General features: G+C 65.7%; 10 protein-coding genes. 9 read left to right on the top strand and 1 reads right to left on the bottom strand.

Going from position 1 to position 13123, the window contains the following annotated elements; genetic code table 11:
• Positions 1–525: 525 nt before the first annotated feature.
• The 9 genes from HMPREF9058_RS09155 to HMPREF9058_RS09115 all read left to right on the top strand — a co-directional run bounded on the left by HMPREF9058_RS09155 (position 526) and on the right by HMPREF9058_RS09115 (position 11684).
• Positions 526–2451, top strand: coding sequence for a nucleoside-diphosphate sugar epimerase/dehydratase (locus HMPREF9058_RS09155; protein WP_254654123.1), 1926 nt, complete (start codon positions 526–528; stop codon positions 2449–2451).
• Positions 2451–3662, top strand: coding sequence for a DegT/DnrJ/EryC1/StrS aminotransferase family protein (locus HMPREF9058_RS09150; RefSeq protein WP_009407365.1), 1212 nt, complete (start codon positions 2451–2453; stop codon positions 3660–3662). The genes HMPREF9058_RS09155 and HMPREF9058_RS09150 overlap by 1 nt, the downstream gene beginning before the upstream one ends.
• Positions 3659–4345 (top strand): sugar transferase, encoded by a 687-nt coding sequence (locus tag HMPREF9058_RS09145; protein ID WP_009407208.1) that lies wholly within the window; start codon positions 3659–3661, stop codon positions 4343–4345. The genes HMPREF9058_RS09150 and HMPREF9058_RS09145 overlap by 4 nt, the downstream gene beginning before the upstream one ends.
• 31 nt (positions 4346–4376) lie before the next feature.
• Positions 4377–5159 carry a glycosyltransferase family 2 protein gene (locus tag HMPREF9058_RS09140; protein WP_009747816.1) on the top strand — a complete coding sequence of 261 codons (783 nt, stop codon included), beginning with the start codon at positions 4377–4379 and terminating at the stop codon, positions 5157–5159.
• Positions 5160–5224: 65 nt separating this feature from the next.
• Positions 5225–6376, top strand: a complete 1152-nt coding sequence (locus HMPREF9058_RS09135) for a glycosyltransferase (protein ID WP_009747935.1) — start codon at positions 5225–5227, stop codon at positions 6374–6376.
• A 9-nt stretch (positions 6377–6385) separates the two neighbouring features.
• Positions 6386–7492 carry an EpsG family protein gene (locus HMPREF9058_RS09130; RefSeq protein WP_009747858.1) on the top strand — a complete coding sequence of 369 codons (1107 nt, stop codon included), beginning with the start codon at positions 6386–6388 and terminating at the stop codon, positions 7490–7492.
• A gap of 108 nt (positions 7493–7600) precedes the next feature.
• The gene (locus HMPREF9058_RS09125) at positions 7601–9040 is read left to right on the top strand and encodes a lipopolysaccharide biosynthesis protein (RefSeq protein ID WP_009407118.1); all 1440 of its coding nucleotides are present in this window, start codon (positions 7601–7603) and stop codon (positions 9038–9040) included.
• 291 nt (positions 9041–9331) lie between these two features.
• Entirely contained in the window at positions 9332–10267 is a 936-nt protein-coding gene (locus tag HMPREF9058_RS09120; protein ID WP_254654122.1) for a polysaccharide pyruvyl transferase family protein, read from the top strand.
• A gap of 13 nt (positions 10268–10280) precedes the next feature.
• Positions 10281–11684 carry a lipopolysaccharide biosynthesis protein gene (locus tag HMPREF9058_RS09115; protein ID WP_009407015.1) on the top strand — a complete coding sequence of 468 codons (1404 nt, stop codon included), beginning with the start codon at positions 10281–10283 and terminating at the stop codon, positions 11682–11684.
• A 23-nt stretch (positions 11685–11707) separates the two neighbouring features.
• Here HMPREF9058_RS09115 and HMPREF9058_RS09110 read toward each other — a convergent pair whose 3' ends face one another.
• Positions 11708–13030: a UDP-glucose/GDP-mannose dehydrogenase family protein gene (locus HMPREF9058_RS09110; protein WP_009407121.1), complete on the bottom strand. Its 1323-nt coding sequence runs from the start codon at positions 13028–13030 to the stop codon at positions 11708–11710.
• Between the last annotated feature and the right edge of the window lie 93 nt (positions 13031–13123).

The raw sequence follows: 13123 nt of genomic DNA, 5'->3' as shown, positions 1-13123 counted from the left end.
GTGGATTTATACCATTGTGCCGAAGTGGATCTGTTGGTAAACGACGATCGAGGAGTGGCCTCCTCAAAATCTTCCAATCGGTGACTCTCGGTGTTAGATTAATGCTGAGCATTAAATACGGAATCTAATAGTGATGATTCAATGGGTTCCGTATGCCCTTTTCTGTGCCGTTTCCTCCTGTTGAGCAGTAGGAGCCGCGTCCCCAAGTCCGTCCCGCGAAGCAGTGAAACCTGCTCGCCCATATGCAGATTGAAACCCTGATGACATTTGAAATCTGTCGCTCCTGCCAGCGTCAAACGCTTGATCGGAGTTCCTCACTCTCATGCGGTGTGTCCCATGCTCCTCAGCAGACTCAATGGAGCGTGACGACTCATGGCTGAAGCACATCAGGACTCCCATGGCACCGCCGGCCGTGATGAGCGCAGTACCGAGGTTGGTCGCCCTGGCGCACCTCAACCCGCACGATCCCTCGCAGCGCCCGGGGGTGCCACCGCGGGCGCCCCTTCAGCACCGGGCTCAGCGCCCGTGAGACCGTCGGACTGCGGCGCGCAGCGGGGAGGCTTCACCCTGTGCCGGCTCGAGCCGGTCGCCTTGATCGTCATCGACTTCCTGGCCACGTATATGGCGCTGTACTCCGCGGCCTGGGGGACCACGAAATGGGCGACCGCCACGGGGGCGACCGGCGGCCTCCTGGCCGTCGGGGTGCTCGGTATCGTCAACGTGGGCGTCTTCGCCACCTTCAAGATGTACAACAGCCTGTGGCGCTACGCCTCGATGGCGGAGGCGCTGAGGATTCTGTACGCGACCGTCGTCGGCTCGATCTGCGGCGACCTGCTCTTCTCCCTGGCCTTCGATGGTGGGCTGTCGGTGCGTTCCTACGTCATGGCTTGGGCGCTGCTCGTCATCATGACCGCGGGGACTCGCCTCGCCGCCCGGGCGCTGTGGCACAGCCGCGCCCACCGCAGTGCTCGCGCAGGTGAGCCGGGCTCCCGCCCCCGTACCCTCATCGTCGGAGCCGGGCAGACCGGTTCTCTGACCATCAAGCGCATGCACCTGGGGGACGAGGACATGTGCGGAGAACCGGTGGCCCTGGTCGATGACGACATCACCAAGCACGGTCGCCACGTCCACGGCGTCAAGGTCTTCGGTGCGTGTGACGATATCCCCCGCATCGCCCAGGAGTGCCGGGCCGAGCAGATCGTCCTGGCCTGCCCCTCGGCGCTGGCCTCCGAGCGCCAGCGCATCCTGTCCATCTGCCTGACAACGGGCCTGAGGATCCTCACCCTCCCGAACGTACGTGACCTGGCTCAGCAGGATGACGGGCGGATCGCACTGCGGGAGGTCGAGATCTCCGAGCTGCTCTCCCGTGACGAGGTCGCCTTCGACTCCACGGGGATGGGGTACGTGCGCGACCAGGTCGTCCTGGTCACCGGCGGTGGTGGCTCCATCGGCTCTGAGCTGGTCCGTCAGCTCATCGAGGCCCGGCCCAGCCAGATCATCATCTTCGACGTCTATGAGAACACGGCCTACGAGCTGCTCCACGAGATGCAGCCCAAGGCCACCGAGCTGGGGGTGATGCTCTCGGTCGTCATCGGCTCGGTGACCAACGAGCGCATCGTCCGCGACTGCTTCCAGCGGTACCGGCCCAAGGTCGTCTTCCACGCGGCGGCCCACAAGCACGTGCCGCTCATGGAGGACAACGCCCGTGAGGCCGTGGAGAACAACGTGCTGGGCACCTGGGTCGTCTGCCGTCTGGCGGAGGAGCTCGGCTGCAGCCACTGCATCCTGGTCTCCACCGACAAGGCGGTCAACCCCACCAACGTCATGGGGGCCACCAAGCGGCTGTGCGAGCTGGAGATCCAGGCCCTGGCCCAGACCAGCCGCTCCACCGTCTTCGCCGCCGTGCGCTTCGGCAACGTGCTCGGCAGCCACGGCTCGGTCATCCCGCTGTTCAGGCGCCAGCTCAGATCAGGCGGGCCGCTGACCGTCACCCACCCCGACATCACCCGCTACTTCATGACGATCCCCGAAGCGGCCCAGCTGGTCATCACCGCCGGCTCCATGGCCCAGGCCGGAGAGATCTTCATCCTGGAGATGGGCAAGCCCGTGCGGATCTACGACCTGGCCGTCAACCTCATCAAGCTCTCGGGCCTGCGGGTGGGGCGTGACATCGAGGTCGTCTTCACCGGGCTGCGTCCTGGCGAGAAGCTCTACGAGGAGCTGCAGATGCACGATGAGGATCTGCACCCCACGCAGAACCCCTCGATCCTCGTCTCCACGGCACCGCCTCCCACCAGGCTGGAGGTGGAGGACAAGATCGCTCGTCTCATGGCCTGTCTGCCCCAGGGCGGCGAGCAGATCAAGCGGGAGCTTGCTCGCGCGGTGCCCACCTATCACCCACGTTTTGACAACAGTACGAATCCGTCGCCAACAGTGAGGACAGCTGACTGATGCGTGTTGATTTCTCGCCTCCAGACATCACCGACGCCGAGTGCCAGGAAGTGGTGGATGCACTGCGCTCTGGCTGGATCACCACCGGACCGCGCACCAAGACCCTGGAGAAGCAGGTGGCGCAGCGCTGCGGAACCACCCGGGCTGCCTGCCTGAACTCCGCGACCGCCTCGCTGGAGCTGACCCTCCGGGTCCTGGGCATCGGTCCCGGAGATGAGGTCATCGTCCCGGCCTACACCTACACGGCCTCGGCCTCCCCGATCGTTCATGTGGGCGCCACCCCCGTGATCGTCGATGCCGGCCAGGCCGACGGCGGCTACGGGCTGGACCCCGGCGCCCTGGAGGCCGCCATCACCCCGCGGACCAAGGCCGTCATCCCGGTCGACATCGGTGGTCGCATGTGCGAATACCCGGCGCTGCGCGCGGTCGTCGACAGCCACAGCCACCTGTTCACACCGGCGGGGGCAGTCCAGGAGGCGCTGGGACGTGTCGCCCTCGTCGCCGACGGCGCCCACAGCTTCGGCGCCCGGCGCGACGGCACGCCCTCGGGCAGCGCCGCCGACTTCACCACCTTCAGCTTCCACGCCGTGAAGAACCTGACCACCGCGGAGGGCGGCGCCGTCACGTGGAGGCCGGAGCTGGGCCTGGACGAGGAGCTCTACCGCCAGTACATGCTGCTGTCCTTGCACGGGCAGAGCAAGGACGCCCTGTCCAAGACCCGCCTGGGGGCCTGGGAGTACGACGTCGTCAGCCCCGCCTACAAGTGCAACATGACCGACGTGTGCGCCGCGATCGGCCTGGCGCAGATGACCCGCTACGACTCGATGCTCGAGCGTCGGCGCCAGATCATCACCCGCTACGACCAGGCCCTGGCGCCGGCGGGCGTGACATCGCTGCGGCACTACGAGGACGGGAGCGTCTCATCCGGGCACCTCTACCTGGCGAACCTGCCGGGCCTGGGGGAGGAGGCGCGCAACGAGTTCATCGAGCGCATGGCGGGCGCGGACGTGGCCTGCAACGTCCACTACAAGCCGCTGCCCCTGCTGAGCGCCTACCGCGACCTCGGCTTCTCCATTGAGGACTTCCCGCAGGCCTACGCCCTCTACGCCAGTGAGGTGAGTCTGCCTCTGCACACCTCATTGACCGACGAGCAGGTCGACTACGTCATCAGCTGCGCGCTCGAGACGCTCGCGGCGATGGGTCGCTCATGACGATGCCGCCCTGGGAGGAGCTGCCGGCCTCCCTGCGTACCGAGGAGGTCCGCCCCTACTACGAGGCACTGGCCCGGCGCGGAGTCCAGTTGCGACTCAAGCGCCTGCTCGACGTCGTCGGAGCGACGATCCTGATGGTGCTGCTCGGGTGGCTGTTCATCATCCTGGCGGCCCTCATCAAGCTGGACTCGCCCGGACCGGTGTTCTTCCGCCAACGGCGGGTCACCCAGTTCGGGCGCGAGTTCCGGATCGTCAAGTTCCGCACCATGACGCACCGGCCGGCAGATCCCGGTGACCAGATCACCCGGGGCAACGACACCCGGGTCACCAAGGTCGGAGCGGTGCTGCGCCGCTACCGGCTCGATGAGATCAGTCAGCTCATCGACATCCTGCGCGGCACGATGAGCTTCGTGGGGACCAGGCCGGAGGTGCCCGAGTACGTCCAGCAGTACACCCCGCAGATGCGGGCCACCTTGCTGCTGCCCGCCGGAGTCACCTCCACGGCCTCCATCGAGTTCAAGGACGAGGCCGAGATCCTGGCGGCCGCCCCGCCGGGCCAGGACGCCTACCTCACTCAGGTCCTGCCGGCCAAGATGCGCCTCAACCTACGTGACGTCCAGAACTTCAGCATCGGACGAGATCTGTCGATCGCGCTGAGGACCGTCCTGGCGGTGGCCAGGTGAGGCGCGCAACGACGACACCTAAGGAGCAAGCATGACAGCAGGCACTGAGCACGATCGCGAACTGGACTCCGACCTGGTCTCCATCATCATGCCGACGTACAACTGCGGGGCCTTCATCGCCGAGACCATCGCCACCGTCCAGGCCCAGACCCACCCCCGCTGGGAGCTGATCGTCGTCGACGACTGCTCCACCGACGACACCACTGAGGTGGTCGGGGCTCTGGCCAAGGACGACCCGCGGATCCGGTACGTACGGCTGGAGACCAACAGCGGTGCCGCCATGGCCCGTAACCGGGCGATGGAGCTGGCCCAGGGGCGCTACATGGCCTTCCTGGACTCCGACGACCTGTGGCACCCCGACAAGCTCAGGCGCCAGATCGACTTCATGACCTCGCGTGACGTGGCCATGTCCTGCACCGCCTACGCCCAGATCGACGAGCAGGGCGTGCCCACCGGCAGGATCGTGCGCAGCCCGGCCAGGATCAGCTACAACCGCCTGCTCCTGGACTGCCCGGTGGGCAACTCCACCGTCATGTACGACGTGGCGCGCCTGGGCAAGTTCGAGGTTCCCAACATCCGCAAGCGCAACGACGACGCCCTGTGGCTGCGCATGCTCCGCACCGAGCCCTACATCTGGGGGATGCCGGTGGTGCTCATGAGGTACCGGCTCCGCTCGGGATCGGTGTCGGCCAACAAACGGAGCCTGGTCAAGTACCACTGGACGCTCTACCGCGACATCGAGCATCTCAGCGTCCCCCGCTCCGTCTTCCACATCGGCGTGTGGGTCCTCATCAAGACCCTCAAGGTGAAATGAGGACCGGCGTCAGCAGGACGAGCAGTTCCCCGGAGCGGTCCGGGGCCGACGGAGGCAGACAGGCAATGAGCCAGGAACAGTCATCGACCACGCGGGACCTTGGGGGCGGCCCCCTGCGGGTCCTGCAGATCAACTCATCAATCTCCCGGCGCTCCGGAGTCATGAGCGTGCTCATGAACTACCTCAGGCACATGGATCGCTCGCAGGTGGTGTTCGACTTCTTCTGCTACGCCACGCCCGATGAGACCCACCGTGAGGAGATCGAGGCACTGGGCGGGCGCTGCTACGTCATCGATGCCGGGAACCATATCGGACGCATCCGATCATCCCTGGGGCAGGTGCTGGAGCAGCATGCAGGGCAGTACCCCGTGGCGCACCTGCACGACCCCATCCTGTCGCGCTTCCTCTACCCGGTGGCCCATCGCCACGCGGTGCGGTCCTTCGCCGTCCACTCCCATGCGACGGCGTACTCCGACTCCCGGCTGCGGAGCCTGCGCAACTGGCTCGTCTGCCGCAATATCGGGGCCTACTCCGACGCGCGCCTGGCCTGCTCCCGGGCGGCCGGTGACTTCCTGTTCGGCTCAGGCCGCTTCGAGGTGGTTCCCAACGCGATCGACGTGGAGACCTACCGTTTCAATGAGTCGGTCCGTGCCGAGGTGCGCTCCCGGCTGGGGCTGGGGGAGGCACCCGTCGTCGGCCATGTGGGACGGTTCAGTGAGCAGAAGAACCACCGGTTCCTCATCGATGTGTGCACCGAGCTGTTCCGTGCGCGCCCCGAGGCCCGTCTCATGCTCATCGGCGACGGCTCGCTACGGCCGGGCATCGAGGCCGTGGTGGCCGAGCGCGGCCTGAGTGACCGCGTTCTGTTCCTGGGGGACCGCAAGGACGTCCCTGACCTCTACCAGGCCATGGACATGTTCCTTCTGCCCTCCCTCTACGAGGGGCTGCCGATGGTGGGGGTGGAGGCGCAGTGCGCGGGGCTCCCGCTGGTGTGCTCCGACGAGGTGACCGATGAGGTCACGATCGGGGAGGTCTCCTTCCTGCCGCTGGACATGCCGGCGCCTCAGTGGGCGCACCATGTCAGCCAGGCCCTCGACCACGGGCGGGACCCGCGGCGCAGGGCGGAGGCAGAGCGGACCACGCGCAACGCGGGTTTCGACATCACTCACGAAGCCGAGCGGCTCGCGCACCGTTACCGTGCGCTGGCGGAATGGTGATGCCGGAGCATGTGGATTCACTTCGCGCTCTTCGCCGCCCTTCTCCTGCCAGCAGCTCTCCTGGGGCTGCGGGGCAATGCCGGTCGGCGGGGCTCCCGGGTCATTCTGGTCGTGGCCTTCGTGGCCTTCGTGGCCTTCTCCTCCATGCGAGCCGTCAGCGTTGGCAATGACACGGTTGAGTACCACCGGGTCTTCGAGGAGATCAAGGCGACGACCTCCCTCCAGGAGGCCTTCACCGTCAGCCGCTTCGAGTACGGCTATGTCGTACTCAACTACCTGGTCAGCCGCATCACGGGCAGCTTCAACATCCTGCTGCTCATCATCTCGGTGTTCGTCTACGGATCAGCGGTGCTGTTCATCAAGCGCTACGCCGCCAACTACTCCCTGGCGGTCCTCCTCGCCTTCGGCATATCCGCCTTCTACGACTTCACACTCTTTACCCGACAGAGCGTTGCGGTGGCGATCTTCCTGCTGGCCGTCCCCGCGCTCATGGAGCGCAAGCTGTTGCGCTACGCCCTGCTCATCGCGCTCGCCTCCCAGTTCCATCTCAGCGCCCTGCTCCTGCTCGTCATCTACCTCGTCTCCGCCATGCGGCTGAGTACCTTCGGTGACTGGATCAAATGGGGCGCCCTCATCGGGACCAGCATGCTCTCGCTGAGCTGGGTGATGAACTCCCTTGCGGCGTCCTCCGCCTACTACGGTCACTACCTCAACAGCGACTACGCCGACGGCGGGGTGCGCTCGGCCACCGTTCTGCTGATCGTAGTGCGCATCTTCCTCATACTTCTGGCCTCCACCTGCGGATGGGAGGCCGCCGTGGAGGAGGATCCCTCCGGGCGTACCCGCAGTCTCCTGGCGCTGGCCGTTGCCGATATCGCCATGGTGACGGTGTCCCTGGGCTTCAACCTCGTCGATCGTCTCGAGATGTACCTGACCATGCCCTTCGTCGTCGGTCTGGTGAACCTCACCGTGCGGGGCCGCAGGCCCGAGCGCTCCTACATCGGCGCCCTCCTGGTCATCATCGCCCTCGCAGCCTCCACGATCTTCTTCCTGTACCGGCCCGAGTGGTACCACCTGTTCCCCTACCGAACCTTCTTCGAGAAAGGGATCCCGTGATGGAATCTGTCCGTTCCGCGAGTTCGTGGAGAACCGGTGTCGGTGATCTGAATGGCGGCTGCCTGCGGGAGAGACGCGACGCCAGCCCGACGTGGGAGGTGCACTTCGATGCCGGCGAGTTATAAGAACCGCATCGCATTCCTGCTGGGTAACACCCTGGTCTTCGCTCTGGGGGGCCTGGCGATCAAGGCCGTCTCACTGGTCCTCATGCCGTTGTACACGACTGCGCTGACGGCTGGTGAGTACGGGACGGCCGAGCTGCTCAACAGCGCGATCGAGATCGTGCTGCCGCTACTGTCGGCGGGCGTGGTGGAGGCCCTCTACCGGTTCTCCATTGACGATGACGTTCCCAAGGATGAGCTCTTCGCCGACTCCCTGGTGGTCCTGGGTGGAGGTGTCGTGTGCGCTGGGGCGGCGTGCGCCCTGGGGCACGTCTTGTGGAACATGGAGCACGCGGGTTCCTTCTTCGTCCTGTTCTGCTCGGTGTGCGTCTTCAAGGCCACGACTCAGCTCGCCCGTGGGTTGGGGCACGTGCGCCGCTTCGTGGCCTATGGGCTCATCAATGCGCTCGCCATGGTGGTGTCCACCTATCTGCTCCTGGTCCGCGCGCACCTGGGCGTGGAGGGGTACCTGTGGTCCTTCACCATCGGCTACCTGGTGGGTGGTCTTGTCGCCTTCCTGGGGTCGGCCGAGTACCGGCTCCTGGCTCCATTCAGGTTTGATCGCGACCTGCTGCGCCGGATGCTCGTCTACAGCCTGCCGCTCGTGCCCAATCTGCTGTCGTGGTGGCTGGTCAGTGTCTCCGGACGGTACGTGGTCCTGTGGGGCAGCGGAGTCGTGGCCGCGGGGCTCTTCACGGCGGCGAGCAAGATGCCTGCGCTGGTCAACATCGTGGCCTCCGTCTTCCAGCAGGCCTGGCAGTACTCCACCGCCCGCGAGATTAACTCGCCCGACCGCGGCGCCTTCTTCGGCGTCGTGATGAGGGGGTACTCGCTGGCGACTCTCACGGTCGCCGGGCTGGTCATCGCACTGAACCGGCCGATCTCCAGGGTGATGCTCCAGGCCGAGTTCGCCGAAGGGTGGCGCTACGTCCCCCTGCTCATGCTGGTCGCCTCCTTCGGGGTCATCAGCATCTTCTTCGAGAGCTTCTACCAGGCCTTGAAGAACAGCGGCGTTCTCATGGCCTCGACCGCTCTGGGCGCAGGGGTCAACGTGGTCCTCGGCGTGGCTCTCGTGCCGTTCATGGGACCGTGGGGCGCCGGCCTGGCCGGAGCGGTGGCCTACATGCTCGTCCTGGTGGTGCGGGCGCGAGACCTCAGGCGCCGCATCAACCTGCCGATAGACCGCCTTCGTCTCACCTACCAGCTCGCGCTGCTCATCAGTATCACCGCATGTATGTCCTTCGACGGCGGCTCATGGCTGAGCGCGGCAGTCTGGGTCTGCCTGATCCTCCTGGCGACCAGCGACATCACGGTTCTCACCAACAGTGCTCGAGCCGTGGCGGAGTCCCTGAGGCACAGGAGCGGGGGGCTGATGCGCCAGCTCTGACACGGGGTGTCGGCGCAGGATGTGCGCGGTATAACGGCCCTGTGTGAGAAGCGACGATTTACTGCCCTGCTTGTGAAAATGCTTTTGTGTCAACCAGTGCGTTTTGTCTTAACTGCACAGTGTGATGATCCCTGTTGTCTTTTCGTGACGTCTATGGGAGAGCGGGTCCGCCGACACGACGTATTCTTGCCGGGCCGATCTGACTGGTTGAGCTGAAGTATCTTGCTGATGCAAGAAGGGAAGATTATGAAGCGTATTCTGCTTTTGGATACATCTGTTGGATCCCTCAATATGGGGGATGAGATCATTGGGCGATCCATTGAGATGAACTGGCGTGAGCTGTTCTCATCGAACTATGTCATGCGCCTGGCCACTCACACCCCGATGTACACGCCGGCGCAGTATCTGCTGTCCAAGCGTCGACTCAGCATCTTCAAAGGAGCCGACATCAAGCTCCTGTGCGGAACCAACGCCCTCTACACGAATATGCTGCGGCCCTTGCCGACATGGAACATCAACTACCTCAACTGCGGGATGGCCACAGGCACGGTATGTCTCGGGGTGGGCGCGGGGGCCAACTCCTCATCGGTCAACCTCTACACGCGAGCCCTCTACCGCAAGGTGCTGTCCCATGACCTGGTGCACTCGGTGCGTGACGAGCGCACCAAGCATCTCCTGCAGCGGGTGGGTCTGCGGGCCTGGAACACCGGCTGCCCCACCCTGTGGGGACTGACCCCTGAGCACTGCGAGACCATTGCCCGCACCAAGGGCGACGAGGTGGTCTTCACGCTCACCTCCTACCACCCGAACCCGCGCAAGGACCGGGCAATGGTCGACGTGCTGCGCAGGAGCTATTCGCGACTGCACTTCTGGCCCCAGTCCATCGATGACCTGGACTACCTGCAGTCGCTGGGAGCGGCCGACGGCGTCGAGATCGTCACGCCGAGCCTGGCAGGTTTCCGGGAGGTGCTCGACCGGGGTGTCGACTACGTGGGGAACCGCCTGCACGGGGGCATCTTCGCCCTGCAGCGCAAGCGGCGCGCCATCATCGTGGCCATTGACTACCGCGCGCGGGAGATGGCCAAGGACTACTCCTTGCCGCTGGTGGAGCGCGACTCCATCGAGACCGATCTGGCCGACCTGATCGAGTCCTCCTGGCCGACCGCGATCCATGGCCTGGACTTCGACCGCATCGAGAAGTGGAAGGCTCAGTTCGATGTCGGCTAGCCATAAGGGGCGCATGAGACTCCTGCTGGGCAACACCCTGGTCTTCGCGCTGGGGGGCCTGGCGGTCAAGGCGGTCTCCCTGGTCCTTATGCCCCTGTACACAACCGCCCTGACCGCCGGTGAGTACGGGACGGCCGAGCTGCTCAACAGCGCGATCGAGATTGTGCTGCCGCTGCTCTCACTTGGTGTCGTGGAGGCCCTCTACCGGTTCTCCATTGACGACGACGTTCCCAAGGATGAGCTCTTCGCCGGCTCCCTGGTGGTCCTGGGCGGCGGCCTCGTCTGCACCGGGGTGGCGTGCGCCCTGGGCAGCGTCTTGTGGAACATGGAGCACGCGGCAGCGTTCTTCGCCCTGTTCTGCTCGGTGTGCGTCTTCAAGGCCACGACCCAGCTCGCCCGTGGGCTGGGGCACGTGCGCCGCTTCGTGCTCTACGGGCTCATCAATGCGCTCGCCATGGTGGTGTCCACCTACCTGCTCCTGGTCCGCGCGCATACAGGTATCGAGGGCTACCTGTGGTCGTACACCATCGGCTACCTGGTGGGTGGTCTTGTCGCCTTCCTGGGGTCGGCCGAGTACCGGCTCCTGGCCCCATTCAGGGTCGATCGCGACCTGCTGCGCCGGATGCTCGTCTACAGCCTGCCGCTCGTGCCCAACCTGCTGTCGTGGTGGCTGGTCAGTGTCTCCGGCCGGTACGTGGTCCTGTGGGGCAGCGGCCTGGCGGCTGCCGGGCTCTTCACCGCGGCGAGCAAGATGCCCTCACTGATCAACATCGTGGCCTCCGTCTTCCAGCAGGCCTGGCAGTACTCCACCGCCCGCGAGATCGACTCACCCGACCGAGGCGCCTTCTTCGGCTCCGTCCTGCGGGGCTACTCGCTGGCCACTCTGTCGACCGCCGGGCTGGTCATCGCCTTGAACCGGCCGATCTCCAGGGTGATGCTCCAGGCCGAGTTCGCCGAGGGGTGGCGCTACGTCCCCCTGCTCATGCTGGCGGCGACCTTCGGGGTCATGACCATCTTCTTCGGCACCTTCTACCAGGCGCTCATGAACAGTCGCATGCTCATGGTCTCCACCATGATGGGGGCGTTGGTCAACGTGGTCCTCGGCGTGGCTCTCGTGCCGTTCATGGGGCCGTGGGGCGCCGGCCTGGCCGGAGCGGTGGCCTACGCCCTCGTCCTGGTGGTGCGAGCCCGGGACCTCAGGCGCCGCATCAACCTGCCCATGGACCGCTCGCGCCTGACCTACCAGCTCGCGCTGCTCAGCGTCATGGCCGTGTGCACGTCCTTCGACGGCGGCTCATGGCTGAACGGGGCGGTCTGGGGCTGCCTGATCCTCCTGGCGACCAGTGACATGTCAGTGCTGGGTGGCGGCGCTCGAGCGGTGGCCGCAGCGTTCGCCGGCAGGCTTGGGCGGCGCTGAGGAGCCCGCGCCGCCCAAGCCGCTCACCGCCGGCCGATGCCGCGGTAGCTCCAACCGGCCGCCTTCCAGGCCTGCGCATCCAGGCAGTTGCGTCCGTCAATGACGTAGCGGTTACGTGCCAGACCGGCCGCCTGGGCGGGGTCAAGATCCTGGTACTCGCGCCACTCCGTGCCGATGATGACCAGGTCGGTTCCCTCCAGGGCGGACTGCGCTGAGGCGGCGACCTCGTAGGGGCGGTTCGTCCTCTGAGCGAGGATCGGGCCGGCGGCCGGGTCGTGCACGACGACTCGCTCGACCATGCCCGACAGCTCCACGGCGAGATCCAGGGCGGGGGAGTTGCGCATGTCGTCGCTGTCCGGTTTGAAGGCGGCCCCGAGGACCGTCACCGTGGCCGCCGACGTGTGCTCGCCGAGGAGCTCAGCGACTGTGCGGATGACGCCGGCACGCATGGTGTCGTTGACGCGATCGACCTCCGCGAGGAAGGCCAGGGCGTCGCCGACGCCGAGCTCGCCGGCGCGGGCCTGGAAGGCACGGATGTCCTTGGGCAGACAGCCTCCGCCGAAGCCGATACCGGCGCGCAGGAACCGGCGCCCGATACGGTCATCCATGCCGATCGCTTCAGCGAGGGCCGTCACATTGGCCCCCGCGGCGTCGCAGACCTGGGACATGGCGTTGATGAAGGAGATCTTCGTGGCCAGGAAGGCGTTCGCACTGATCTTGACCAGCTCGGCGGTGGCGTAGTCCATGACCAGACGCGGGGTGCCGGCGGCCAGGATCTGCGCGTAGACCGCGTCCATCGTCTCCTGGGCGCGGCCGGCGGCGTCGGGATTCTCCGGCAGGCCGTAGACCATCCGGTCCGGACGCAGCGTGTCCTGAACGGCGAAGCCCTCCCGCAGGAACTCCGGGTTCCACAGCAGCAGCGCCCCGGTCGGTTCGATCAGCTGGGACAGGCGGGCGGCGGTGCCAACGGGAACCGTGGACTTGCCGGCGACCACCTCAGGGCCGCTGGTGCAGTGCCCCAGGTGGGGGAGCATGGCGGTCACGGCTGCGTCGACGTACGTCATGTCCGCCGCCCCCGACTCGGACTGTGGTGTGCCCACGCCGATGAAATGGACCTGGGCTCCCTTAATGGCGGAGAAGTCCTGAGTGAAGGTCAGGCGTCCGGCCTCCACGTTACGGGCCAGAAGCCCTTCAAGCTCGGGCTCGAAGAACGGCGCCCTGCCGTTACTCAGAAGATTTACCTTGTGGGCGTCGACGTCCACGCCCACCACATCATGCCCGAGCTCCGCCATTGACGCAGCGTGAACAGCACCGAGATATCCGCAACCAATCACTGACAAACGCATGGAGGAAGCCTAGGCAGGCATGTGGGGGGTATGTCTACCCCTATACCCATAGGGTTCCCTGGTGAATTCCTCAAATATTTCACCGAGAATTAG

The sequence above is a fragment of the Actinomyces sp. oral taxon 175 str. F0384 genome, assembly GCF_000223355.1.
Classification (GTDB): Bacteria; Actinomycetota; Actinomycetes; order Actinomycetales; family Actinomycetaceae; genus Actinomyces; species Actinomyces oris.
Note: the sequence above shows the minus strand (reverse complement) of the source record. Positions and strands in the feature narration are given on the sequence as shown.

Bases quoted from the DNA above. Each gene is read 5' to 3' on its own strand.
- HMPREF9058_RS09150 (WP_009407365.1), top strand. From the start codon at position 2,451: ATGCGTGTTGATTTCTCGCCTCCAGACATCACCGACGCCGAGTGCCAG.
- HMPREF9058_RS09145 (WP_009407208.1), top strand. From the start codon at position 3,659: ATGACGATGCCGCCCTGGGAGGAGCTGCCGGCCTCCCTGCGTACCGAG.
- HMPREF9058_RS09140 (WP_009747816.1), top strand. From the start codon at position 4,377: ATGACAGCAGGCACTGAGCACGATCGCGAACTGGACTCCGACCTGGTC.
- HMPREF9058_RS09135 (WP_009747935.1), top strand. From the start codon at position 5,225: ATGAGCCAGGAACAGTCATCGACCACGCGGGACCTTGGGGGCGGCCCC.
- HMPREF9058_RS09130 (WP_009747858.1), top strand. From the start codon at position 6,386: ATGTGGATTCACTTCGCGCTCTTCGCCGCCCTTCTCCTGCCAGCAGCT.
- HMPREF9058_RS09125 (WP_009407118.1), top strand. From the start codon at position 7,601: ATGCCGGCGAGTTATAAGAACCGCATCGCATTCCTGCTGGGTAACACC.
- HMPREF9058_RS09120 (WP_254654122.1), top strand. From the start codon at position 9,332: ATGGGGGATGAGATCATTGGGCGATCCATTGAGATGAACTGGCGTGAG.
- HMPREF9058_RS09115 (WP_009407015.1), top strand. From the start codon at position 10,281: ATGAGACTCCTGCTGGGCAACACCCTGGTCTTCGCGCTGGGGGGCCTG.
- HMPREF9058_RS09110 (WP_009407121.1), bottom strand. From the start codon at position 13,030: ATGCGTTTGTCAGTGATTGGTTGCGGATATCTCGGTGCTGTTCACGCT.